Below are 21810 nucleotides of genomic sequence, written 5' to 3'. Positions count from 1 at the left end.
GAGTACTACAGTTGGTACTCTATTCACATTTTTCTAATGATACCTATTTCTTTGCACGTTTAACGTGAAGTATTAACTTAAATTGAACTTTAAAGGTAATCAACTTAGGATAAAAAAGTCCTTAACTTCCAATCAGTTAAGGACCTTACGTAACTATTTGGTTAACGCATGTTCAACTTTAATGCATCGATCCATAATTGACGTTACGCCATGTTCCTGTAGATAAGCAAATGCCTCTTCGTTTTGAAGACCAAGTTGAGCCCAGTATACGTCAGGCTTAATCTCCACGGCTTCTTTTGCCACTTCCAGCAAATGCTCACTTCTTCTAAATACATTAACAATATCGACATGACCATCGATATCTTTTAGCGATCCAACCGCTTTTACACCAAGAATTTCTTCTCCAACCGCAGCTGGGTTGACCGGAATAATTTCATATCCTGCATTTTGCATCGCTTCTGAAACCATGTAAGACGTTCTTTCTGGGTTTGTTGATAGTCCTACAACTGCAATACGTTTGCTGCGTTTTAAAATTTCTCCTATTTCAGTACGACTCGGATTTTCGACCGTCATATAAGATCACTCCTTTTTATTCCCTTATATCATACGATTTCTCTTCGCCTCTCATACATTCAGCAAAATCTACAAAATTCCTGCACTTTTTTCATAATTTTTAACTAAAAAGAAATAATACAGCATGAAAGGCACTATTTTTTACGTGATAGCAATACATGCTGCAGGCGAGGTGAAATGATGAGCCGACTCCAGACAAGATTACTACAACTTAGATCCAGCTTTTTATTTTTACCGAGTTTTTATAGCTTGATTGCTATCGCCCTTGCTGTTTTGTTTGTACAAATAGACTATTATATTTTTTATTCCACACGATTAGGGGCAATTCTTCCATCTGTATTTTTCACTGATTTAGCATTAGCACAAACATTATTAGGTGCAATCTCTGCTTCTTTACTAACGATGACGACCATTTCTTTTTCAACCATTATGGTCGTTCTAACGACTTATTTATCACAGTTCTCCCCTCGAACACTGCAAAACTTTGTAAATGACCATCATACGCAACGCATATTAGGGGTTTTTATTAGCGGCTTTATTTTTTCCATCGTAACTCTTTTGTTATTACGAGAGCGTGATGGGGTATCGCTGTTTTTCTCCCCGACGGTGGCTGTCATCTATGCCATCATTTGTGTCGGTTTTTTTGTCTTTTTTATTCATCATGTTTCTCTTTGGATTCAAGTAAGCAACTTGATCCATCAAATCTCGCGTAACACCGTTGATGCGATACAAAAAAATTATCACAATAAAGAAAATTCCTATCATGATGCGCCGTGGGATGATTGGGAAAGTGCCGAAATTAAACGAACAGAACCTTTGTTCGTACATGTAGAAAAACCCGGCTATTTACAATTAATTGAACTTGAAGCTTTAATTGAACAAGCGAAACAAGACGATGTAATCATTGAGATGAAGTTTCAACTAGGTGACTACGTTGATACATTTACTCCTTTCCTTCATATATGGCCACTCGCCAAGAATATAGATTCTAATTCTTATTTACCTTACTTTCTTATTGGTCATGAACGAGTTACCGTCCAAGATATTGATTTTGGGTTAACTAAATTAGTAGAGATTTGTTTAAAGGCTTTATCTCCAGGAATTAACGATCCGAATACAGCTGTTTCGTGCATTAATGAACTAGGTAAAGTATTAACTGTATTGGGTCAAAAAAATGTAGAGCGCGCCTTCTATAATGACGATAAACGAGCCCTGCGATTGATGTTGAAGCAGAAGCACTTTCGAGATTACCTTTATCATTCTTTCTATCAAATTCGCCATTATGCAAACGATGATGTGTCTGTCATCTCAGCGATAATAGAAGCTTTAATTGTTATCGCCTCACATAACGATCGTGAGGTTAAACAAGAAATTCACTCGTTCTCTGAATACATTATTGAGGGCATGAACGGAATGAAATTTTTGTCTTTAGATGAGCATTATCTGCATCAAAAGCTAGAAAAACTAGCTATCCATACGAAACCCAAAGATGACCCTCATCATAATTTTTAAAATAGTTCATTTTTCTACCTGAGTGAATATAGATGTATGGATATGAATTGGTCTTCCCATACTGATACTAAAAGAAGTTAGGTGAGAAAAATTGAAACCCGCAAAATACCTTACGAGTAAAGAAAAACTCCGGATCAAAATGATAAAAGAAAAGATCAACAAAGCGAAGTCTGTCGATGAGGTTCAGGCTTACGAAACTAGTATTTGCTTAATTCTTGAGAGGTCTTTACAACGTTATAAACAATCAAAGTAGAGCGAGCTGGTTATCCCTTCTCGTTCTTTATGTTATAATAGAGGAAAAATAAGGAGATACTTGGATGTCCTGGGAACAAGCTTTTTTACAAATAATCATACCTATTATCGGAGGAACCGTCGGAGGACTTATCACCATTCTTTGGGCAGAATTCAAGTTCAGTTACAATTTTAAAAGAAAGGTAGTCTCTACGTTTATATTAATTGGCGCTGTTGCAGGGTTTGTCGCAGTTAATCTATTAAACCCTAATGGTAGTTTTTCAGAAATAGCTGCGTTAAGTGTACTAGCCGGTCTAAACGGAATGAGCTTTCTTATAAGTCATCAGTTAGCAGAAGGCAAACTGGAGGATGAAGCATTAAAGAACTCGATGGAAGCAGCGAATAAAGCGGCGAATATGGGGATCGATGAAGAATTCGAAGTTTCTGAAGAAGAACTAGAGCAATACTTAAACGCTAAACTCGGAACCATTACTTATGATGAAGAAGATTAATTTCGAATACATGGATATAACGACTACAACTGTAAAGGAGATGATCGCATGAATAAATTTACTCCTGCTCTTTATTTAAAAGAATCGGAAAAAGAAAAGTTGAAAGAAATGAAAAAGAAAGTCAAACAAGCAAAAACTCGAAAAGAAGTCGAAGCATATGAATATATTATCGCCGATCTTCTCAAGAAAGCACTACATCGCTATAAAGCAGGTAAAAAAGTAACTGAAGCCGAACAAGAATTAGTTCGCTCCTCGTAAACAAAGATGACCGTAATCGTCATCTTTTCTTTTTGATCACAGCTTTTTTATGAAGATTTGCCTCCTCTCTCCCATGATAAGTTCATACTCCTCTCAAGTAATGAAGATACTAAGCTGGAGGTGATCTTTTATGAAAATTCTTCAAGCGCTAATCATCCTATGTCTGCTACTCCCAACTTCTATTCACGCGGAAATGGAATTAACCGAACTACAAGCAGCTTTTGTGCGTGACGGTTATTTATGGACGAACATCAATCAAAAAGAAGAAAAAATCACAACGGAACGAGCCCACTACACTTCTTCACTAGCCTGGTCTTTTGACGGTAGTAGGCTTCTGTATCAGAAACAAGGAAAAGATGCCTCTCAAAACGAAATTTGGGTTTACGATACAAACACGAAACAACATACAAAAATTTTTTATGATGGATCTGATGCGAAGTGGTCCCCTGATGAAAATATCATAGCTTTTAAAAGCCAAAACGTACTTAACATTTCTGACTTGAAAACTTTCTATAACATTGCCTTAGGTGTATGTGATTATGAATGGCAACCTGATGGTAAAGGGTTTATTGTCTCATCTCGTGCAGTACTCCAACCAACAGGATGGACAAATTCGACCCTTTATAACATTCCTATGAAAGAAGGGTATCAAAATATATCAAACTTAACCGCCAATGTGAAGGAACTGTTTGTTATTCCAACCCAAGTGAAAAAAGGAGACATTACCCTGATGGCAATCCAGGCGACCGATTTTTCGTATTCTCCAGATGCCAGATGGATTTCATTTATCGTCTCGCCTACCGCATCCATGTCAATGGACATTAATATGCTATGCTTCATTTCTAATGAAGGAAAATCTTTTGAAGCTATTGATGAAGTCATCCTTCATCTAGACAATCCAAAGTGGGCTTTGACGAAAAACAGATTAGGTTATATTGCGGGCGGGGGCCGAATTGTCTTTGGATTTAAAGACAAAGATTTAAAAGTAACAGAACTCCCCTCTTCGACTTCCACAAGACTCACTCCACCTAATTACGCAGAGCTTGGGTTTACGTGGGTAAATGATCACTCTCTCATCGTATCAAGAGTAAAAGAAAGTAAATGGTCCAACGAGCCTGAAAAACGTCCGAAACCCGCTCTGTATAATCTAGATATAAGTGGATACGGTCAGAAGAAATTAACGGCTCCTCCCGAAGGTTATGGCGATTATGATCCAAAATTTCTGCCTTCTATTGAAATAATGACCTGGATAAGAAAAGCCGATCTTACTGATCACAGCGGTGATTTATGGATCGCAGACCGGTACGGGGAGAATGCTCAATTGTGGATTGAGAATGTAGAAAATTATTCTCTTTTTTCGAGTGACAGATAGAAGAAAAGCACCTTCTTCATTAAAACAGCATAACTCATTAAATGCTCAAAAATAGTGATGCGCCGCCTAAGTTCGTCAACATATTTTCTGTTGGTTATCGCACCTTTACTTACCATTGAATAAAGCAGTTTGAGCGTGGTATATTATGAGTACAACAAACCCGAGCACGTGGTGAATTACTCCACGTCTCACTTCAAAACTCTTGCCATGACGCATACCATACATGCGTTATCTTGAAAGGGATGGATGTATGACTTACCATTCCTCCTTTTACATAACGTCGCCCTACGATGTTAGTACTTCTTAATGTCTTAAACCGATACTGTTTTTTAGGGAGTTCAACATACCCTTTCTAACAACAAGCCCTGCAAGCTAGGGGAAGTTGAAGGATTTGGAGAGGACACCCACCTACGAGAGTAGGTTTTTAAGACATCACGAGGTACGGCAAAGTGGGATACATATTAGGTTTGTTGTGTTTCGTTTTCTTTACTTATTCCGATAACGACTGGGGCGTTTAAATGCTCCGGTCGTTTTTTTATTTTCTGTAAATGATGATAAAAATGCTTTATGGAAGTAACGTAACTTGCCTATAATGATAATAAAAAATGTGAGGTGAACATAATGTGTGGACGGTTTACACTAGCTGCGGATCCCTCTTTACTTAAGGAGCGATTTGATATTGTGAACGATTTCGATGATCAATATTCAGCAAGATACAATATCGCCCCTAGTCAACCTATATTAACGGTTATCAATGATGGTGAAGTTAACCGAGCGGGTTTTCTGCGCTGGGGCCTCATCCCTTCCTGGGCAAAAGATCCGAAAATCGGCTATAAACTAATTAATGCGAGAGCAGAAACATTAGCAGAAAAAGCCAGCTTCAAGCATGCCTATAAACAGCGTCGGTGTCTAGTCATTGCAGATAGCTTCTATGAGTGGAAAAAAGTTGATAAGAAAAAAGTGCCGGTTCGAATTAAATTAAAGCGTGAAGATGTCTTCGCTATGGCGGGCTTGTGGGAACGGTGGAATTCGCCAGATGGAAATGTCATTTATTCGTGTACAATCGTTACAACGAGCCCTAATTGGTTTATGAAGGATATTCATGATCGCATGCCAGTCATTTTAACAAAAGAAACAGAAAGAGTATGGTTACATAAGCAGATTGAAGACCCGGATGTATTAGATGAAATGCTTCAACCGTTTCCACCAGAAGAAATGGAAGCTTATGAAGTATCGACAGAAGTCAACTCACCAAAAAACGACTCCCCTTCTTTAATTACGCCAGTTGTATAAAATCTAGACTTAAGGCTGTAAAATATCGATCCTACTCCAGGTTCATTAATTTTTCGATTAGCCGCTACAGTAAGCTAAAAGGCTTACTAACAATCAGTCGAAAACGGAAAAAGGCTTGACCTAGCAAAGTCAGCCTTTTTTTCTTTATCCAGAAATCGTTGGATCCTTTGGTGCAGGAACAGAACGTTCGGATTGATATAGCTTTAATAATACAAAGACTAGTGGAGCGACGTATAACCCCCATAATCCGACGAATGCATACCGTATGAAGTCAAATAAAATCGCATCCGGAAAAACGACTTTTAACCCGGATTGAATGGCCACGAGACCAACGATACCAATTATAAAAGCAGTTGCTTTTTTCCAAAGCTCTTTAGCAATAACCATTTGATTGGTTTGTGCCTCAAGTAAATAACCCACACCTGCCCCTAATAAAAAGCCAGCATATTTGATACCCTCTTCTTCAGGGAAAATGATCATTAGAAAGATCGGGAACACAATCGCTAAGATCCATTTGATATTTGTTGATAGCTTAGAAACACGCTTCTCAATTGCGATACCAATAATCAATACGACAACAGCCAGTGAAATACCGACAACAACGTCCGTTGGCCAATGTAAACCTGAATACAGACGAGATAACGAAATCAAGAATACGATTATAATGGCAAAAATCCAAAATGAACGCTTCTTAATCATATAAGCTAGATACCCAAATAATGTAGCTGAACCTTGAGCATGTCCGCTTGGAAACGAGTCATACGGATAATGACTTCCAACTTCCGCAGACTTTAAAAAAATGGAGTTAACACCATCAATATCAATCGGCCGTTTTACAGCAAATTGGATTTTGAAAAATGCGTTAATGTAAATCGACATTAAAAAGACATAGAATAGACGAAAACCGGCCGTCTTGGAAATGCACCAATAAACGAGCGGTAAAATAATCATATAAAATTCTTCATTTCCTAAAAACGTTAAGATAAGTGCAAAGAAATTTAAAAATGGATTTTGCAGCTCAGTCATTGTCACTAAAATATCGGTTTGATTCATAAGACCTCCTAGTTTGGTTATAAAATTATCTTACTATCATTCGACATCAGGATTTAATTCCCTTCTAAAGTACTGTTTTATTTTTGAATAAGACCATATACATACAGGTGACACTTGTCTTATAAATCAGGACTTCCCATGGAATTGCTACTAAAAAAATTCAACACTATAAATTGAAAGAATTTTCTTGAAATAAAAATCTTTTTTCGAAAACGAACATATAATAAAATAATTCGATTTCTAATCTCATTGGAGAACAAAAATGTAAACGTTTTCAAACGACAGCTAAGTTTTGGTCTTTTTAAAATAAAATGATAAAGGAGAAATGTGTATGAACTTCATTCCTAACTTTGGTGAGTTTTATCAAAAGCCACTGGTACCTATCGGTGAAAATGACCGGATCTTAGCTTTAGAAAAGTTAGCGAAACAGGAATTACTTGACGACTGTACACATTGGCTTATTGCCTTAGAGGGTATAGAAATCTCACAAAACTGTCATTTTTATCAGTGGCGCGTGTTAGTCTACCCTGCTAAATCATGTGGTCGATTTGATTGTCAACACCCATACTTTATATCTGCATTTTTCCCAACGATGGAGGATGCTTTATCTTTTACAAAGGAAATAGAAACAAGTGCAACTCAAGACAATATGAAGAAAATCCCACAAGCCGCTAGTTAACCTCAAAAAAAGAAACAAGATTTCATCTTCGTTTCTTTTGGTGTCGTTTGTGAATATCTACACATACATAACCCCTTTTAACACCACTTCTCCAACTGCTTATTTCGAAGAATACATATGAGGTCAAATAGTTGTGCAACTGAAAGAGCGCTCAACTCATCACTTAAAACGCCAATTTTGCCTATGTGTAATAGGTGTTCCCATAAACAAATGTGGACAAGCGAATTAAATTTCGCGCGGGAAGTATCCTCAGTAACAAGAAAAGGAAAAGCACAAAGTGAAGAGCAACACATTATTAGGACAATGAGTGTTTTTTTCGTACAAATATCGTTTGCCGGCCCTCGCTTTCATTTTCTTCATAAAATAACACATGCCAGTTTGCATCTGTAAAGGTTGAAAGTAATTCACCTGGTTCTAGTTTGTATTGAGCAGATACGTTCTTCTTGTTGTGAGGTGAATGATAGAAGGTTTCCATGAAAAAGAAGCCATTGTCTTTTAATATCGATGGGATGATTGGAAATATCGAGCGGTCAAGGTAATATGTGATAACGATAAGATCAAATTCCTTCTCTTTTTTATGAAATAAACCCTTATCCGTTAAATCCATTACTGATGGATGAATGTTCAAACTTTGACGTAGCGACTGTTGCTTTAGATGTTCAATGGCGACATCCGATACATCTACTGCTTCAACCTCATAGTTTTGCTTGGCAAGGTATAGACTGTTTGCTCCGAGGCCACAAGCAAGGTCGAGAGCCGAACCACCTGTGAAATATTGTGTAAGCTGTTGTAACCTTGGATTCGGTAAAGGTAACTCCATTTCTTGAAGACGGTTCTTGTACTTCTGATTCCATTTTAGCCGTGAGTCCAATTGATCAGCTCCTTAAAATTCCAGTTTACCTAAATTATTATAATAACCATCGATTTTTTATGTTGAGGTGAACTTAACTGAACAAGACTTTGTTAAATACGAATTGAACACCTAATCATTTTAACAGCTTTTCCGCTTTAAAATGAATATCTGAATGCTCTTTTTCTTATAAAGGTAACTTTTTCAATCGTCCAAAATAAAAAAAGCTATTACCGTGGTCAAGTAATAGCTTTGGGATCAAAGAATTTCTATTGATTTCTATCTAGTAAAATCAACTACAACACTCTACCTATTACCCTAACCGAAACACAATGCCGTGGCCACCTTTTGGGTATTCCCACTGAATGTTTTGATGCGGACAACCAATCCTGCAGCTTCCACATTCATGACACCCCTCATACCCTACGTGCATTCGGATATCTTCCCACTTGTAAATCTCAGCTGGACAAAAGATCGTACAGATTTTGTCTGGACATTTATTCAAACAAATGTCTTCATCCATGACATGGAGATGTGATTTCGTATCGGCGTTAAAGCGAACAAGATACTGCTTTTCTTCGATAGACTGACCCTTTTTTTGTTCACTCATTATTTCATCACCTTCCAGGCTTTAATCATATCGCGCGCAATTTTAAGTTTCTGTTTAGGTGTCCCGATATCTTTAATAATTTTCTTTTGTTTATCACGTTTAGACATTCCATCAACGGTAAACATTTGGCTTGCGGCTTTGTTCATCATCGGTATATATTGATCAAAGTATTGCGGGAATTTGTCAAAGTGGTGTGTAGAGTCCTTGTATTTTTTCAAATCTTGACCGACAAAGCTATCCATTAATTTTTTACGGTAATGGTCTAACATTTTTTCAGAAAAATCGCCTGCTTGTTTAGCCATTAATACCGTTTCGGCAGCAAATCGACCCGATGTCATTGCTAAATTCGAACCTTCACGATGGATCGCATTAACGAGCTGGGCTGCATCACCTACGACAATGACGCCATTGCCCACAACTTTCCCCATCGAATGGTATCCGCCTTCTGGAATAAGATGAGCTAAGTATTCCTGCGGCTCACTTCCTTGAATGTACGGACGGATCATCGGATGGTTCTTCACATACTCGAGCAGTTCGTACGGGCGAATTTTATGTTTAATTAAGCCTGATAAGAGGGTTCCAACTCCTATACTTAACGTATCTTTATTCGTATACAAAAAGCCCGTTCCCAAGATCCCTTTAGTAGCATCACCGAAAAGTTCAATCGTACAGCCTTGATTTTTTTCGAGATTAAAACGGTCTTCAATTATTTTAGAGTCCAGTTTTAAAATTTCCATCGTTGCCAGTGCAACTTCATCTGGCTGGTATTCTTTATGAAAGCCGAGTGATTTAGCTAGAAGGGAGTTAACCCCATCGGCTAAAACGACGACATCCGCATAAACTTCCCCGTCTGGTCGGTCGGTTCTAACCCCGACGACTTTTCCATCTTCAACAATGCATTCCAGAACAACCGTTTCATTGACGAGTAAGGCACCTTGCTCAACTGCTTTACCTGCAAACCATTGGTCAAATTTCGCGCGGAGAACCGTAAAGTTGTTGTAGGGCTCTCTTCCCCACTCCAGTCCTTTATAACCAAACGTTACCGCAGACTCTTTATCCATCATCATAAATCGTTGCTCGACGACAGGGCGTTCAAGAGGTGCTTCTTTATAAAATTCTGGGATCACATCTTCCATCATTTGCCGATACAGGACGCCACCCATTACATTTTTTGACCCTGGGTATTCGCCGCGCTCAAGAAGAAGAACTTTGGCACCTCCTTTCGCTAAGTCATGAGCACATGAAATTCCAGCAGGTCCAGCTCCTACGACAATACAATCAAACTTTTCGGGCATGTTGTTCCTCCTCACTCGTCAATACATTTTTAAACTGGTCAATTAACATCGGGACGATCTCAAACGCATCACCGACAATTCCGTAATGGCACGACTCAAAGATTGGAGCATCTGGATCTTTATTTATGGCGATGATTAACCCTGAGTTTTTCATGCCGACAATGTGTTGAATGGCCCCCGAGATCCCGATCGCAAAGTAAATTTTTGGCGTCACCGTTACGCCTGTCTGCCCGACTTGATGGTGGTGCTCAATCCAGCCTGCTTCTACAACATCGCGGCTCGCTCCAACCGCACCGCCTAGTGTCTCTGCTAGCTCATGGCATAACTGAAATCCGTCTGAGCTCCCGAGCCCTTTTCCACCGGCGACAATGATATCAGCTTCATCTATTTTTACTTTTTTCGTTGCCATTCTAACAATCTCTAAAACTTTTGTTCGTACATCTTCTTCTTTTAATGGAAGGTGTTCCTCAACTAATTTCCCGTTTCGCCCCGGTTCTCTAGTAAGCGCTTTCATCACTTTCGGACGTACAGTCGCCATTTGCGGGCGATACTTTTTACAAAGAATGGTCGCCATAATGTTTCCGCCGAAAGCTGGACGGCTGGCTAGTAATAATCCTGTATCTTCTTCCACATCAAGTTCGGTTGTATCTGCAGTTAACCCAGTCGGTAAATCGGTTGCTACAGCACTCGCTAAGTCTTTTCCAGTTGAAGTTGCACCATATAAAATAATTTCTGGTTTGTGTTTTTCACAGCAATCGAGAAGAGCTTTCATGAACGATTCCGTTCGGTAATCTTTAAAAATAGGGGCATCGTATACATAAACGACATCTGCACCATACTCGTATACTTCGCTTGCGAGACGTTTCACATTTTCGCCGATGATCACGCCACCTAATTCGACTCCGCGTTTATCAGCGAGTTTTCTTCCAGCTCCTAGTAATTCAAGTGATACAGGAGCAATTTTTCCATCTGTTTCTTCGATAAAAACCCAGACGCCACGATAATCTTCAAAGTTCATTATGCTCCTCCTTTCTGGGTAAATAGCTCTTTTTTCTCCATCAATACGCTAAGCAGCTGCTCAACCTTTTCTTGCGAGCTACCATCCAAGATCTTTCCGCCTTCTGGCTTTGGAGGGGCCCACACTTTAGATACAATTGTTGGTGACCCTTTTAGACCAAGCTGTTTTTTATCTGCACCTTCCAAATCGGCAACAGCCCAAATGGTAGGTTCGTAGCGGGCAGCTCTTAACATATTAGGAAACGTTGAATAAGGAACTTCGTTAATCTCTTTTTCTACCGATAGTAAACACGGTAATTGTGATTGGATGACTTCATAGCCGTCTTCCAGCTTACGATGAACGACCATATGACCTTCTTCTTTGTTCACTTCAACGACCTTCTTAACCGAAGTTAACGGGGGAATATCCAGGCGTCTAGCAATACCCGGGCCAACTTGTCCTGTATCTCCATCAATGGTCATTTTCCCGCAAATAATCAAATCGATCGGCTTGATTTTTGAGATTTTCTCCAGAGCACACGTTAAGGCATAGCTTGTTGCTAATGTGTCAGCACCGGCAAACGCACGGTCTGAGATCATATACCCTTCGTCGGCTCCAATTTCAATGCATTTTTTAATCGCTTTGACCGCCGGTGGAGGGCCCATCGTCACGACGGAGACCGTTCCTCCGTATCGATTTTTCAAGCGTACTGCTTCTTCTACGGCATGTGAGTCGTACGGGTTTAAAATCGCGGGGGCACTGGCTCGGTCCATCGTGTTCGTCTTAGGGTTCATCTTGATGATCTTCGTGTCAGGCACTTGTTTAATACACGCTACGATATGCAGCAATCAGATCACTCCTTTCAACACCAAACCATTCATTTTTCAGATAGGTATGTGTTTACCATTTATGTCATTACTTTAAATATATAAGGACAATGGTAATAAAATGCTTTTTTCTTTTGAGATTATCCGTGTTCCAAGGAGTTATTAATTCGCCAGCTGTAAAATTAAGTTCAAATTTTCACAGAAGGATAAAGTAAATTAAAGAGATTGATACTTTCAAGCACCAAAATAAAGCATGTAGAGACGCACTTATAATGAGTGTGCACCTCTACATGCTCTTCTTTTTATTCCTGCGACTTTTATATCCCCCAGAACCTTTTTGCATTGTCATAAAATAAAGCTTGTTTAACGGCTGGATCTAGATCAAGACTGACAAATTGTCGCTCGATCTCACTCGATTTTCCATTAAGTAACGGAAAGTCACTGCCGTACATCATTCGATCAGGCAGGCGTTCAATCCACTCTTTAAATTGCTCAGGAGGTGGAAAGGCATCTTGATCTGACATACTTTTTGCATCTAGAGCAGCCGTATCAAACATGACACCAGGCAACTCTTCAGCAAGGCGTAAAAACGCCTCTGTTTCATTCATGCCAAGATGTGCGACTTGGACCTTTAATTCAGGATACCGCTCCATCACTTGGGCAAAATATTTTACGCCAACAGTCCCGGTATAATCTACAGGGGCAGTTCCGGCATGAACAATTACAGGTTTATCATAATGAATCAGTGCTTCATATAAAGGAAACAGCCGCTCGTCATTCATTCTAACGTTTTGGACTTGGCAGTGCAGCTTCATACCGGCAAAACCGAGTTCACCTAAACATTTATGCGTTTCTGTTTCGACATCATCTTCATGATGAACAGAACCAACCGGGATGATTTCAGGCCGTTCTTTCGCTTGCTCAAATAACCAGTCATTTAATTCAGGTGCCATTCCTTTTTTATGTACATAGAGAAGCACTAAGAATTTCTCGAAGCCATTTTGTCCAGGGTAATCAAATATCTTTTCAGCATTCCAACCGTCGTAAGGAACTTCCCATCCTTCTCTTTGAAACCAACTATAGATCGCATTCATTAATTTTTCTGGAAAAGCATGAACGTGTACGTCAATTTTACGGTTCAACATTAACCCTCCTATTTCAGAAATTTCTGTATATTCACACTATAAGTATACCATTTTTTTAATGTACTGAGATAATTTCTTTATACATGTAGAAACAACAAGATAGCGAAAAAGACGAAAATCCAGGATCTCCGTCTTTAATCTTTAAGTATTTTATTTTGTGAGGGGTCAGGTGAAGAGTACTGCTCGCCTTATCATTGTCCATTTGTATTAATTACCGTCTTCTTCCTTAACACACTAAATTATTGTGCGGATAGACCGCCGTCAATCGGGAAGATCACACCCGTAATGAAATTTGCCTGTTCAGAAGCTAAATATAAAACAGCATTTGCTACATCATCGGACTCCCCGTATCGACCTAACGGGATTGTTTTTGTTAAGTTTTCTTTCACTACATCTGCATGTTCTGGAGAGAACCCAGCCTCTAACGAACGCATCATCCGAGTATTGACAGGAGATGGGTTTACAGCATTGACACGAACTCCGTATGTTGCCGCTTCAATAGCTGTTGCTTTCGTTAAACCTACCACTGCATGCTTTGATGCGATATACGCACTAACGTTAGGGCTGCCTTTTAAACCAGCGATTGAAGACATGTTGATAACAGAACCGCTTTTTTGTTCTCGCATCACACGTAAGACATGTTTCAAGCCGTAAAATACACCTTTAATATTGACATCTACTACTAAATCAAGTGTTTCTGAAGGGTATTCAGTGATCGGTTGAACGACACCTTCGACACCAGCATTATTAAAAAAGACATCGATTCTGCCAAACTTTTCTTGTGTTAGTTGAACATAACGTTCCACTTGTTCTTCTTTACTCACATCGGCTTGGACGATCAAATACTTACCTTCAGTTAACTGCAAATCTTCTGCAGTTAACTGAAGGGTTTCTTCGTGTAAATCAACTAATACTACATTCGCTCCTTCTTTCGCAAACGCTTTAACGGTTTCCTTGCCAATTCCTGCTGCCGCTCCTGTAATGACTACGATTTTATCTGCAAATTTCATTGTCTTCACCCTTTACAATAGTATGTACTGTTTCTATTTTTAGCTTAGCATATCTATGAATATACTATTTTACTATTTGTGAATATCTGGTGATGAATATGGAACATTTTAGTGAAACTTTTGTAGTTATTAAATTACACGTTCGCGACAAGTGTTTTCTAATTTTATCGGTTAAATGTTTCCTAACTTTTTTAAGGTGATGTTCATTATATCTAGAGCTTTACGAGTGTTTTCTGTTTCGGATATAATGTCTCGATTTAATAGAAAATCGGTTTCTGCTTGGTGTTTAAACAGGAGGAAAGCTTGGATTACTCGGTGCGATAGTTGATTCGCATAAAAATCATTTTTGCTGTAATGGGTTCTTAAATACATAACATAGTTAATGATTTTAACCATGGAAACTGCAATGGCATCCTTCGGTAGTTTGCTGATAAAATTTGCAATGCTTCCACCGCCTACTGCTCCAAGCAGTGCACCACCACCTATTAAGATTTGCAACCCGCCTGCCATTCCTAAACCTCCATGGGCAATAGCACCTCCTCCTATAGCAGCAAGTCCTGCAGATGTTGCCGCAGCACCCGCCAGCCCCATGGTGCCTCCAATAGCAGCTGCGATCGCCGGTGCTGCTAATCCTGCAGTTAAGAGGGCTGCACCTGTACCTGCAATCGACCACTTGATCACGCGTCCCCAGTAATTATTAACTTCTTTTAGGAAATTTCCCGTATTTTTAATGATTGATTTGCCGACCTCATTAGAAAATCCACATTCTGTCGATATTACTTCAAGACCTTTATTCATATCACGTTCCGATAAACCTTTAGGAAACCCTTCCAGTTCAGCATAGATGGGGGTGAGGGCGGCTTCTTGTAAAATTAAGTACAGTTTATATTCATTTTCTTTATGTTGTAGAAAGGCATTTTTTAATTCTTCAATTGTTGCTTGTTTTAAACTTTGATCGTGATTTAACGTCGCCCACGCTTGCTCAGACCACAACGTCAGCCACTGTTTCTTATCCGTCAGTTCTTTTCTTAGCGAATCTGCGCGCCAGCTGTCATATGTATGTTTAATATTATTGTAGGAACCTTTCAGAATGTTTGCTACGCCGCCATTTGTTTTAGATTGCCGTTTTTCTGGTAGTTTTTGTTGCTCTTGTGTTATTTTTTCACGAACGATAGCCAAGTCGATTTCCGCTCGCTTTTCTACGAGTTTAATAATAAAAGCAAGTCCGTAACTATCAATGTGAAAGGCATCAAGCCCTTGGATCGTCAGGTGATGATTCATAGTTGAAACCCTCTTTCCAATGATGAATTTTCCTGCATAGTTGCTCTTTCTATTATAGATGGAAAAGAAAGAACTTCACAATAAAAAAGTGGTAGCAGGCACCTTTATTGTAATACAGTACTAAAGGTACCTGCTACCATTAATGCATTAATGTAATGAAGGTGCCTGGCACCGTTCATTGGTCTTCGTCTTCGATGGACTGAATGGCGATTTGCTGGCGATCGTTTTGGGTTAATAAGCGGTGGCAGTGAATATACAAGACTCCTTTGCGATACGCCGTTTCGACGCGGTCTCTACGGATCGGGTAAGGCAGATCAATAGATCGCTTAAAGTTTCCTGGATTGGCTTCTTCTTGAAGGGTTCGATAGCCATTTAAATTGAAATTCATCTGACCTTCCACTTCAATCACATTTTCATCAATATAGATGGAAATATCCTCTTTCGATTTTAACCCTGGTAGAATGATCGCGCATACCAGCTCATAACCAGACTCATAAAGATTTACTTTTAACTGGTTCATCGAGTTGTTAGGTAAATTTTGAAACTTATCCCAAAAGTCTTCTCTGAAAAAGTGATCAAAGTAATGTTGAAACTGTTTCACATGTTGAAATGGATCAAAATTGTTCACTTTGATGTTCCTTTCACATTAAAATTACCTGCTGCAAATTATTGGTTTCCAGAAACATTTTGGTCGACCGCATCCGGGTCAAAAGCATTGTTCATATTAATACCGTTCCAGGTCATCATAAAATCACCCGTGTGCGCGCTCCCAGACCCTATCACAGATTTACTAGCTGATTTAGGAGACATGTTTAACACATCTCCAAAACTTATATTTCCGTCATTAGCATTAATTTTAAATGGACCAAATACGATCGCTGGCATATAAACACCCTCTATATCAAGATACTTTTAGTTTATGTTGCAATTTGTTTTATCGTTACGCATTTGTTTTATCACTACACATTTGTTACGGGTTTTCCACAAACTGCCGAATATGTTTGATCCGTGTTTCGGCATTAATGATTGAGTTTGAACCGATGTGAAGACTAGACGCAGAACCAACAGCAATCACTCTTATATGATCCACATGGATAAAAGGATTTTCATTCGTTCTTGTTATATTGATAGGTTCAGTGATTACGGGCATCGGATTTTTGATGTGAAACATTGGAAATACATCAAAGTTCCCTTCATTTCCAAAATAAAATGGAATTTGCCGTTGAACAGCTAATGCCCTTGACCACTGGTTAATATGATAACTGTCACCCACTTGGAACGTACTACTTAAAGAGACATCATTTACATTTATAGTATTTACGTGTGAAATACGATTTTGCATGGTTCCACCTCTTCAATCTATCAACTAATAGATGACCAACTTCTCAAATTATTGTTCAGGAGCTAAAGGTACAAATGGACTGACAATTAAAGACTCAGGCGGCGTATCAAAATAAGATGACAAGCAAACCGTATTTGTATCCCCTACGAGAAAAATAGAGGAACTAGCAACCCCGACAACTCGGATGGCACCTACAGACAGGTTTCGATTTACGACGTTGAAATTCATGTTGGCGGATTCTCCTCTCTTGGTAAATGTTTTATAAAGGCATCAAAAGTATTCCCAATGTCTTCCTTTACTTTGTGGACTGTGATTTGTTCAACTTGTTTTGCATCATATTGGTTTCCTTGCACTTGACTTAAATAGTGGTTGATCCGTTGATCGATTTGTTTTTTTACATCGCCAATAATAAAATTACGGTAATTCGGATCCAATTGATAGTTATGCTTTTGTTCAATGGATTGAATTAACGGATAACATTCGGTATCTAGAAAATGATGGATTTGATGTTTTATCGCTTGAACACTTTCCGGATGCATATGGGAAAATATTGGGACATTCAATTCATTTTGATTAATATTAAAATCTTCAATTGGAGATGTTCCTCCATTTGGTGTAAGGCCTATATTTAATGTTCCTTCGAGACGTTCGATTTTCAATTGATCAAATTTATATTCAATACGATCGATACTGTTGCCTGGAGGAGTTTGTTTTAATTGAGATAATTCTTCACGCATCTGCAGAAGTTGTTGCTCTAACTGAAGAATTTTTTGATTTTGTGATTGGAGGTATCCATTTATTTTTTCAAAATAAGACCCATAATTCCAGTTATTATACATTGTCTTCCCACCTTTTTACGGGATTTCAATTTACCTCTTATGCGGTTGGTGGTGCCAGAGGGACAAGAGGTAAAGTAGTAGGAGGACGATCTAGTTCAGGAGCAGGTTCCACAAATCCTCCGGTATTGTATAAGTTAGAGATTCCTTTAATCATCCCTGCACTTCCGACCTGTAACACAGAAGAGTTTGTAATACCATCGACTCTTAGGTTATGAATCACAATATTCTGGTTGATAAAAAAATTCATACAAAGCGCCCCTAATTAAATATTTCCTGCTATTGGCTGATCCACCAAATCAGCATCATATACCTGGGTTGTATTATAATCATTTCTCACTTGAATTCCGTCCCCTGTCATAAACGATCCAGCCCCTGCAAACGTTTTAGCTTGACTTTTAGGTGAGATATTGAAGACGTCGCCAATATGAAAAACACCACTACTTGATATGCTATTCACTTTTATTGCTCCTACTATCGCTGGCATAGACAAACACCCTTTTTTCTAATCCTTGTAGGCATTATATGAATTTTTCAGCTAGGCGTTACACCTAGAAGGACGTATGTAAAATAATATCTTTCCTCATTCGCCTTACTCCAACGATCATAGCAATAAAAAGATGGTGGAAAAATCAACAAAAAAACAAAATAAGAACGCAGAGGGGAAAATTAGGAGAATTTAGAAACGAAAAGCGTGGAATCGTGAGCAGTAGAGGAAAAAACTAGGCGAATGCTCGAACGAAAAGCGTGGAATCGTGAGCGATAGAAAATCAATCGACAATTTTCAGAAGGATTTAATTAAACGTTTATTTAATTTTGATAAAAAGAGATCGATTTATAGGGGGTTATGAACAAATATCGTCTAAGGATCCTTATTTTGAATTGGCCTTCTTATATTGAGCAGGTTAAATGATTGGAAATATACGTATTATTTCCACGGGAAGCGCATGAAATGACAAGGTACAAGAGGAAACAGAGGGGATTTGACTTATTTTGTCTGCGATTTTCGCCACAAAAAAAGAGCTCATTGTTTGATTTCATGAGCTCTTGTATAACGTTAATTAAATTGTAGACATAGGTGCTGATTTTCTAGCTTTGTTTATTTGTTCAAAACCATTTTTAGTAGTTGCTACTACAGATTCACTTAATTTTTTTGCCATTGAAAAAGCTTTCGATCTCAACTTTTGCTTCGTTTCAACCACTTGTTTTCCTATCTCTGAACCCGCCATGTATCCAAGTGATCCACCAATGAAAAATCCGATTGATGATCCAATAGGCCCGAGAACAGATCCAAGTGCCGCCCCCTTTAGGCCCCAGCTTGTGGACAACATAATTCCATAGGCGGTTGAAACCGTTACTTTTTCCATTTCTTTTAAGCCTTCTAAAATGGAAATATCCCCTTTTGCGACTTTGATTGCAATTTTAGTATTTTCAACCCCGAGATAAGCAATATCTGTTAGGACAGAAACGGGTGTATTAAGAGGAAATGCTTTTATCTTGCCTTTTTTGACAGCAATTATAAGAGCACTTGCAACAGCTGCTTTCACTCCTAAGTCACGTCCGCTTTGCAAGGCAACTGTAGCAACTTCTTTTGTTTTGATTGTTTCTTTCTTGATTATTTTTTCAATCATGTATGTACCTGTTCCGATAGCTGCACCTTGTAATGCAGCAAATCCGACCCTTTTCCCCATACCTGTTGCAAGATCCTTCATCTTGTATTCGTTCCAGTTCGTTTCATTCCATTTTCCAGATTGCGCTTCTTCTTGAAGTTTCTTCGCATTACTTTTACTTAGTGGTTCACTATTAATTTTTCCATCTGGAGATTGGATATTTTCAACTGACCCCTTTACATCGCCTGATTGTCCTTCTGGAACTAATTTTCCTTGTCCTCGGTAGTCACCTTTGTCAAATAGTTGATTCGTAGACTTACCATCTGATCCGTATTTGGATTGATATCGCTTTACAATCTTTCCGGTTTCATCTTTAATAACGATATCTACAGAATTTCTTCCATAACCTTGTCCATCTTTTGGAAGAAGTACTTCAGCTCTATAGGGACTTTTTTTAGCTGCAGCATTTAAATTAAATGAATTGACATGGTGTTGCTCAGCAATAAAACCATCTAGGTTAAGGTTTCGATTGAGTATGCCACCTTTTGTTAATAAAATTGTCTGCATCGAATCGTTAGCGCTATTTACAGCGTCATCTAGCTGTTGAAAGTAAGTCATCGCTTCTTTCGTCGTTAAATGTGATGTAGCTTCTTTCAATTTTGAAGCAAACCAGCTCTCCTGAGTTTTTCCTTTGCTAACGGCTTCTTCAAGAGATTTTTTATTTGTTTCGTTTGTTTGAAGTGTTGTAATGATTTCCTCTGCTGTTTCAAGGTGCTCTTCATGAGAAATCGTTGGTAAATGTTTTTGAAGATTGCGAGTGAGCCAGTCTTGTATATTATCTTTATCTTCATACGCATTATAACTTTCTACAAGTTGATCCTGCAGTTGGACGAGCTGTAATGCTTCACCTTCTGTAAGTGGTTTAGCAAAAATGGGGTCTATATTTAATTTTTCATTGTCTAGTGTTTTCTCGCTCATCTATATCGCACCTTCCTAATCGCTTTTATATTATGATTTTGACGCAGGTTTAAAGTCCTTATAGGATTTCTTGAGCTCCTCAATCTTATCTTTAAAAAGTTCAGAAATTGATCTTGTGTTTGCAATCGTTGTTAAAATATCTTCAGTCGTTAACTGATTACGTCCGGCTACAAATGCGGCTTCGACACTTTCCTTTACAACACTTTCAATATCTGCACCGCTGTACCCTTCTGTTTTTTCACTTAACTTTGTAACATTTATCTGGTGTATATCTTCACTTCTTCGTTTGTTAATATGAATTTCAAAGATCTTTTCTCGCTCTTCACAAGTTGGTAAGTCAACATAAAATATTTCATCAAACCTTCCTTTACGAAGTAATTCTGGAGGAAGATTTGAAATATCATTAGCTGTTGCTATAACAAATGTTGGGCTTGTTTTTTCTTGCATCCACGTTAAAAAGTTTCCAAACAATCTTGAAGCAACTTCATTCGTACCGCCATCACCAATACCAGCAAAGGCCTTTTCTAATTCATCTATCCATAAAACACATGGAGAGATTGCTTCTGCCAAATGGATGGCTCTCCTCATATTGGCTTCTGACTCACCAACATACTTTCCTAATAATCTTCCCATGTCCAAACGTAATAAAGGAATACCAAAGAGTTGAGCTGTTGCTTTAGCATTTAATGATTTACCACACCCTGGTAATCCGGCAATTAATACTCCTTTAGGAACATCGACCCCAAATTCAATTGCTTTATGTAGATTGTTAAACACGGTTGCTTTAGCTCTGACCCATTCTTTTAAGTAATCAAGACCACCAATTTGATTAAAACTTTCATGTAAAGGAAGCATTTCCAAAATTCCTGATTTTTTAATCATTTGATATTTTTGGTCGTAGATTAGTTCGAGATCCTTTGAGTTTAAGATCCCTTCTTTTGAATAAGCAAGGGATAGGATATTAACAATCTCGTACTCTGTTAAACCTTTGAAGGCGATCGTCAGTTCTTCTAATAAAGTTTCCTTTATAGCTTCCAGTTCATTTTCTTCTAAAAAACGTTGAATTAATTCCTTAATTTCAACTTCATTCATATAAGTAATTTCAACGATAGTCGTATACTTATCTAATTCAATTGGAACTTTTAAAATTGGTGATACAAAGAAAATGACAGTTTCCAGTCCTTTGTATATTTTGATAGCAAGCTCTTTAAGTTGACTAACGATAATTGGTTGTTCTATGAAATGGTGAATGTCTTTGATCACTAGTATTTTTCCCTCTAGATCATCGTCAAGTGTTAAGAAGGATAAGGCATCGTCCAAGTTCTTCAACTCTTCGTGGAGTAAAGGTGTCTTCGTTTTGAAATTAACTAAACCTTTAGAAGCATTCCATTCTAAAATTTCTCGTCCATAAGCAACTTTTTGAACCATTGTATCAATTTTTGTTTCTTCAAATGTATTTAAATAAAGCAACGGGTACTGCGCATCTACGTAATGTAGTATTTTTTTCTCGATTGTTTCCAACATGAATTATTCCACCCCTACTTTT

Annotated in this window: 25 protein-coding genes and 1 other RNA gene; 7 read left to right on the top strand and 19 right to left on the bottom strand. The window is 38.3% G+C overall.

Annotated elements, in window-relative coordinates; translation table 11 throughout:
- Positions 1-153: 153 nt before the first annotated feature.
- Positions 154-573, bottom strand: coding sequence for a CoA-binding protein (locus N7Z68_RS09405; RefSeq protein ID WP_275118222.1), 420 nt, complete (start codon positions 571-573; stop codon positions 154-156).
- A gap of 177 nt (positions 574-750) precedes the next feature.
- Here N7Z68_RS09405 and N7Z68_RS09400 point away from each other — a divergent pair, with 177 nt between their 5' ends.
- From N7Z68_RS09400 to N7Z68_RS09375, 6 genes are all read left to right on the top strand, one after another.
- On the top strand, positions 751-2085 hold the full coding sequence (locus tag N7Z68_RS09400) for a DUF2254 domain-containing protein (RefSeq protein WP_275118221.1): 1335 nt from the start codon (positions 751-753) through the stop codon (positions 2083-2085).
- A 317-nt stretch (positions 2086-2402) separates the two neighbouring features.
- The gene (locus tag N7Z68_RS09395; RefSeq protein ID WP_275118220.1) at positions 2403-2828 is read left to right on the top strand and encodes a hypothetical protein; all 426 of its coding nucleotides are present in this window, start codon (positions 2403-2405) and stop codon (positions 2826-2828) included.
- Positions 2829-2876: 48 nt separating this feature from the next.
- On the top strand, positions 2877-3086 hold the full coding sequence (locus N7Z68_RS09390; protein ID WP_275118219.1) for a hypothetical protein: 210 nt from the start codon (positions 2877-2879) through the stop codon (positions 3084-3086).
- Positions 3087-3216: 130 nt separating this feature from the next.
- Positions 3217-4458, top strand: coding sequence for a TolB family protein (locus N7Z68_RS09385; RefSeq protein WP_275118218.1), 1242 nt, complete (start codon positions 3217-3219; stop codon positions 4456-4458).
- 279 nt (positions 4459-4737) lie between these two features.
- Positions 4738-4918, top strand: a non-coding RNA gene (gene ssrS, locus N7Z68_RS09380) — 6S RNA.
- Between the two features lie 161 nt (positions 4919-5079).
- Positions 5080-5751, top strand: coding sequence for an SOS response-associated peptidase (locus N7Z68_RS09375; RefSeq protein ID WP_275118217.1), 672 nt, complete (start codon positions 5080-5082; stop codon positions 5749-5751).
- A 144-nt stretch (positions 5752-5895) separates the two neighbouring features.
- On the opposite strand, the gene N7Z68_RS09370 is transcribed toward N7Z68_RS09375, so the two are convergent.
- The gene (locus N7Z68_RS09370; RefSeq protein WP_275118216.1) at positions 5896-6804 is read right to left on the bottom strand and encodes a phosphatase PAP2 family protein; all 909 of its coding nucleotides are present in this window, start codon (positions 6802-6804) and stop codon (positions 5896-5898) included.
- 331 nt (positions 6805-7135) lie between these two features.
- Between N7Z68_RS09370 and N7Z68_RS09365 the strand changes: the two genes are divergently transcribed.
- On the top strand, positions 7136-7483 hold the full coding sequence (locus N7Z68_RS09365; protein ID WP_275118215.1) for a hypothetical protein: 348 nt from the start codon (positions 7136-7138) through the stop codon (positions 7481-7483).
- A 295-nt stretch (positions 7484-7778) separates the two neighbouring features.
- Here N7Z68_RS09365 and N7Z68_RS09360 read toward each other — a convergent pair whose 3' ends face one another.
- The 17 genes from N7Z68_RS09360 to N7Z68_RS09280 all read right to left on the bottom strand — a co-directional run bounded on the left by N7Z68_RS09360 (position 7779) and on the right by N7Z68_RS09280 (position 21788).
- Positions 7779-8354: a class I SAM-dependent methyltransferase gene (locus N7Z68_RS09360; RefSeq protein WP_275118214.1), complete on the bottom strand. Its 576-nt coding sequence runs from the start codon at positions 8352-8354 to the stop codon at positions 7779-7781.
- 292 nt (positions 8355-8646) lie between these two features.
- Entirely contained in the window at positions 8647-8943 is a 297-nt protein-coding gene (locus tag N7Z68_RS09355; protein WP_209124632.1) for a ferredoxin family protein, read from the bottom strand.
- Positions 8943-10238, bottom strand: a complete 1296-nt coding sequence (locus tag N7Z68_RS09350; protein WP_275118213.1) for an FAD-dependent oxidoreductase — start codon at positions 10236-10238, stop codon at positions 8943-8945. Before N7Z68_RS09350 ends, N7Z68_RS09355 begins: the two co-directional genes overlap by 1 nt.
- On the bottom strand, positions 10222-11256 hold the full coding sequence (locus tag N7Z68_RS09345) for an electron transfer flavoprotein subunit alpha/FixB family protein (protein ID WP_275118212.1): 1035 nt from the start codon (positions 11254-11256) through the stop codon (positions 10222-10224). The genes N7Z68_RS09350 and N7Z68_RS09345 overlap by 17 nt, the downstream gene beginning before the upstream one ends.
- On the bottom strand, positions 11256-12083 hold the full coding sequence (locus tag N7Z68_RS09340) for an electron transfer flavoprotein subunit beta/FixA family protein (protein ID WP_275118211.1): 828 nt from the start codon (positions 12081-12083) through the stop codon (positions 11256-11258). The genes N7Z68_RS09345 and N7Z68_RS09340 overlap by 1 nt, the downstream gene beginning before the upstream one ends.
- Before the next feature lie 296 nt (positions 12084-12379).
- Positions 12380-13207, bottom strand: coding sequence for an amidohydrolase family protein (locus tag N7Z68_RS09335; RefSeq protein ID WP_275118210.1), 828 nt, complete (start codon positions 13205-13207; stop codon positions 12380-12382).
- A 239-nt stretch (positions 13208-13446) separates the two neighbouring features.
- The gene (locus N7Z68_RS09330; RefSeq protein WP_275118209.1) at positions 13447-14217 is read right to left on the bottom strand and encodes an SDR family NAD(P)-dependent oxidoreductase; all 771 of its coding nucleotides are present in this window, start codon (positions 14215-14217) and stop codon (positions 13447-13449) included.
- A 171-nt stretch (positions 14218-14388) separates the two neighbouring features.
- Positions 14389-15498, bottom strand: coding sequence for a hypothetical protein (locus tag N7Z68_RS09325; RefSeq protein ID WP_275118208.1), 1110 nt, complete (start codon positions 15496-15498; stop codon positions 14389-14391).
- Between the two features lie 175 nt (positions 15499-15673).
- Entirely contained in the window at positions 15674-16126 is a 453-nt protein-coding gene (locus N7Z68_RS09320) for an Hsp20/alpha crystallin family protein (protein WP_275118207.1), read from the bottom strand.
- A gap of 38 nt (positions 16127-16164) precedes the next feature.
- Positions 16165-16383, bottom strand: a complete 219-nt coding sequence (locus N7Z68_RS09315) for a spore germination protein (RefSeq protein WP_275118206.1) — start codon at positions 16381-16383, stop codon at positions 16165-16167.
- An 85-nt stretch (positions 16384-16468) separates the two neighbouring features.
- Positions 16469-16840 (bottom strand): spore germination protein GerPE, encoded by a 372-nt coding sequence (locus tag N7Z68_RS09310; protein WP_275118205.1) that lies wholly within the window; start codon positions 16838-16840, stop codon positions 16469-16471.
- Positions 16841-16888: 48 nt separating this feature from the next.
- Complete coding sequence (locus tag N7Z68_RS09305; RefSeq protein WP_216828592.1) at positions 16889-17068, bottom strand: spore germination protein GerPD; 180 nt, start codon at positions 17066-17068, stop codon at positions 16889-16891.
- Positions 17065-17679, bottom strand: coding sequence for a spore germination protein GerPC (gerPC, locus tag N7Z68_RS09300; protein ID WP_275118204.1), 615 nt, complete (start codon positions 17677-17679; stop codon positions 17065-17067). Before gerPC ends, N7Z68_RS09305 begins: the two co-directional genes overlap by 4 nt.
- 37 nt (positions 17680-17716) lie before the next feature.
- Positions 17717-17926: a spore germination protein GerPB gene (locus tag N7Z68_RS09295; RefSeq protein WP_275118203.1), complete on the bottom strand. Its 210-nt coding sequence runs from the start codon at positions 17924-17926 to the stop codon at positions 17717-17719.
- A 15-nt stretch (positions 17927-17941) separates the two neighbouring features.
- Positions 17942-18163 carry a spore germination protein gene (locus tag N7Z68_RS09290; protein ID WP_216828589.1) on the bottom strand — a complete coding sequence of 74 codons (222 nt, stop codon included), beginning with the start codon at positions 18161-18163 and terminating at the stop codon, positions 17942-17944.
- 574 nt (positions 18164-18737) lie between these two features.
- Complete coding sequence (locus tag N7Z68_RS09285) at positions 18738-20264, bottom strand: hypothetical protein (protein ID WP_275118202.1); 1527 nt, start codon at positions 20262-20264, stop codon at positions 18738-18740.
- A 30-nt stretch (positions 20265-20294) separates the two neighbouring features.
- Positions 20295-21788 carry an AAA family ATPase gene (locus N7Z68_RS09280; RefSeq protein ID WP_275118201.1) on the bottom strand — a complete coding sequence of 498 codons (1494 nt, stop codon included), beginning with the start codon at positions 21786-21788 and terminating at the stop codon, positions 20295-20297.
- Positions 21789-21810 lie beyond the last annotated feature (22 nt).

Source organism: Alkalihalobacterium chitinilyticum (assembly GCF_029028005.1).
GTDB lineage: Bacteria > Bacillota > Bacilli > Bacillales > Bacillaceae_F > Alkalihalobacterium > Alkalihalobacterium chitinilyticum.
This window is presented reverse-complemented; position numbering and strand designations above follow the sequence as displayed.

Excerpts from the sequence above, each read along its gene's own strand:
- N7Z68_RS09405 (WP_275118222.1), bottom strand. The coding sequence starts at position 573 with ATGACGGTCGAAAATCCGAGTCGTACTGAAATAGGAGAAATTTTAAAA.
- N7Z68_RS09400 (WP_275118221.1), top strand. The coding sequence starts at position 751 with ATGATGAGCCGACTCCAGACAAGATTACTACAACTTAGATCCAGCTTT.
- N7Z68_RS09395 (WP_275118220.1), top strand. The coding sequence starts at position 2,403 with ATGTCCTGGGAACAAGCTTTTTTACAAATAATCATACCTATTATCGGA.
- N7Z68_RS09390 (WP_275118219.1), top strand. The coding sequence starts at position 2,877 with ATGAATAAATTTACTCCTGCTCTTTATTTAAAAGAATCGGAAAAAGAA.
- N7Z68_RS09385 (WP_275118218.1), top strand. The coding sequence starts at position 3,217 with ATGAAAATTCTTCAAGCGCTAATCATCCTATGTCTGCTACTCCCAACT.
- N7Z68_RS09375 (WP_275118217.1), top strand. The coding sequence starts at position 5,080 with ATGTGTGGACGGTTTACACTAGCTGCGGATCCCTCTTTACTTAAGGAG.
- N7Z68_RS09370 (WP_275118216.1), bottom strand. The coding sequence starts at position 6,804 with ATGAATCAAACCGATATTTTAGTGACAATGACTGAGCTGCAAAATCCA.
- N7Z68_RS09365 (WP_275118215.1), top strand. The coding sequence starts at position 7,136 with ATGAACTTCATTCCTAACTTTGGTGAGTTTTATCAAAAGCCACTGGTA.
- N7Z68_RS09355 (WP_209124632.1), bottom strand. The coding sequence starts at position 8,943 with ATGAGTGAACAAAAAAAGGGTCAGTCTATCGAAGAAAAGCAGTATCTT.
- N7Z68_RS09350 (WP_275118213.1), bottom strand. The coding sequence starts at position 10,238 with ATGCCCGAAAAGTTTGATTGTATTGTCGTAGGAGCTGGACCTGCTGGA.
- N7Z68_RS09345 (WP_275118212.1), bottom strand. The coding sequence starts at position 11,256 with ATGAACTTTGAAGATTATCGTGGCGTCTGGGTTTTTATCGAAGAAACA.
- N7Z68_RS09335 (WP_275118210.1), bottom strand. The coding sequence starts at position 13,207 with ATGTTGAACCGTAAAATTGACGTACACGTTCATGCTTTTCCAGAAAAA.
- N7Z68_RS09330 (WP_275118209.1), bottom strand. The coding sequence starts at position 14,217 with ATGAAATTTGCAGATAAAATCGTAGTCATTACAGGAGCGGCAGCAGGA.
- N7Z68_RS09325 (WP_275118208.1), bottom strand. The coding sequence starts at position 15,498 with ATGAATCATCACCTGACGATCCAAGGGCTTGATGCCTTTCACATTGAT.
- N7Z68_RS09315 (WP_275118206.1), bottom strand. The coding sequence starts at position 16,383 with ATGCCAGCGATCGTATTTGGTCCATTTAAAATTAATGCTAATGACGGA.
- N7Z68_RS09310 (WP_275118205.1), bottom strand. The coding sequence starts at position 16,840 with ATGCAAAATCGTATTTCACACGTAAATACTATAAATGTAAATGATGTC.
- N7Z68_RS09305 (WP_216828592.1), bottom strand. The coding sequence starts at position 17,068 with ATGAATTTCAACGTCGTAAATCGAAACCTGTCTGTAGGTGCCATCCGA.
- gerPC (WP_275118204.1), bottom strand. The coding sequence starts at position 17,679 with ATGTATAATAACTGGAATTATGGGTCTTATTTTGAAAAAATAAATGGA.
- N7Z68_RS09295 (WP_275118203.1), bottom strand. The coding sequence starts at position 17,926 with ATGAATTTTTTTATCAACCAGAATATTGTGATTCATAACCTAAGAGTC.
- N7Z68_RS09290 (WP_216828589.1), bottom strand. The coding sequence starts at position 18,163 with ATGCCAGCGATAGTAGGAGCAATAAAAGTGAATAGCATATCAAGTAGT.
- N7Z68_RS09285 (WP_275118202.1), bottom strand. The coding sequence starts at position 20,264 with ATGAGCGAGAAAACACTAGACAATGAAAAATTAAATATAGACCCCATT.
- N7Z68_RS09280 (WP_275118201.1), bottom strand. The coding sequence starts at position 21,788 with ATGTTGGAAACAATCGAGAAAAAAATACTACATTACGTAGATGCGCAG.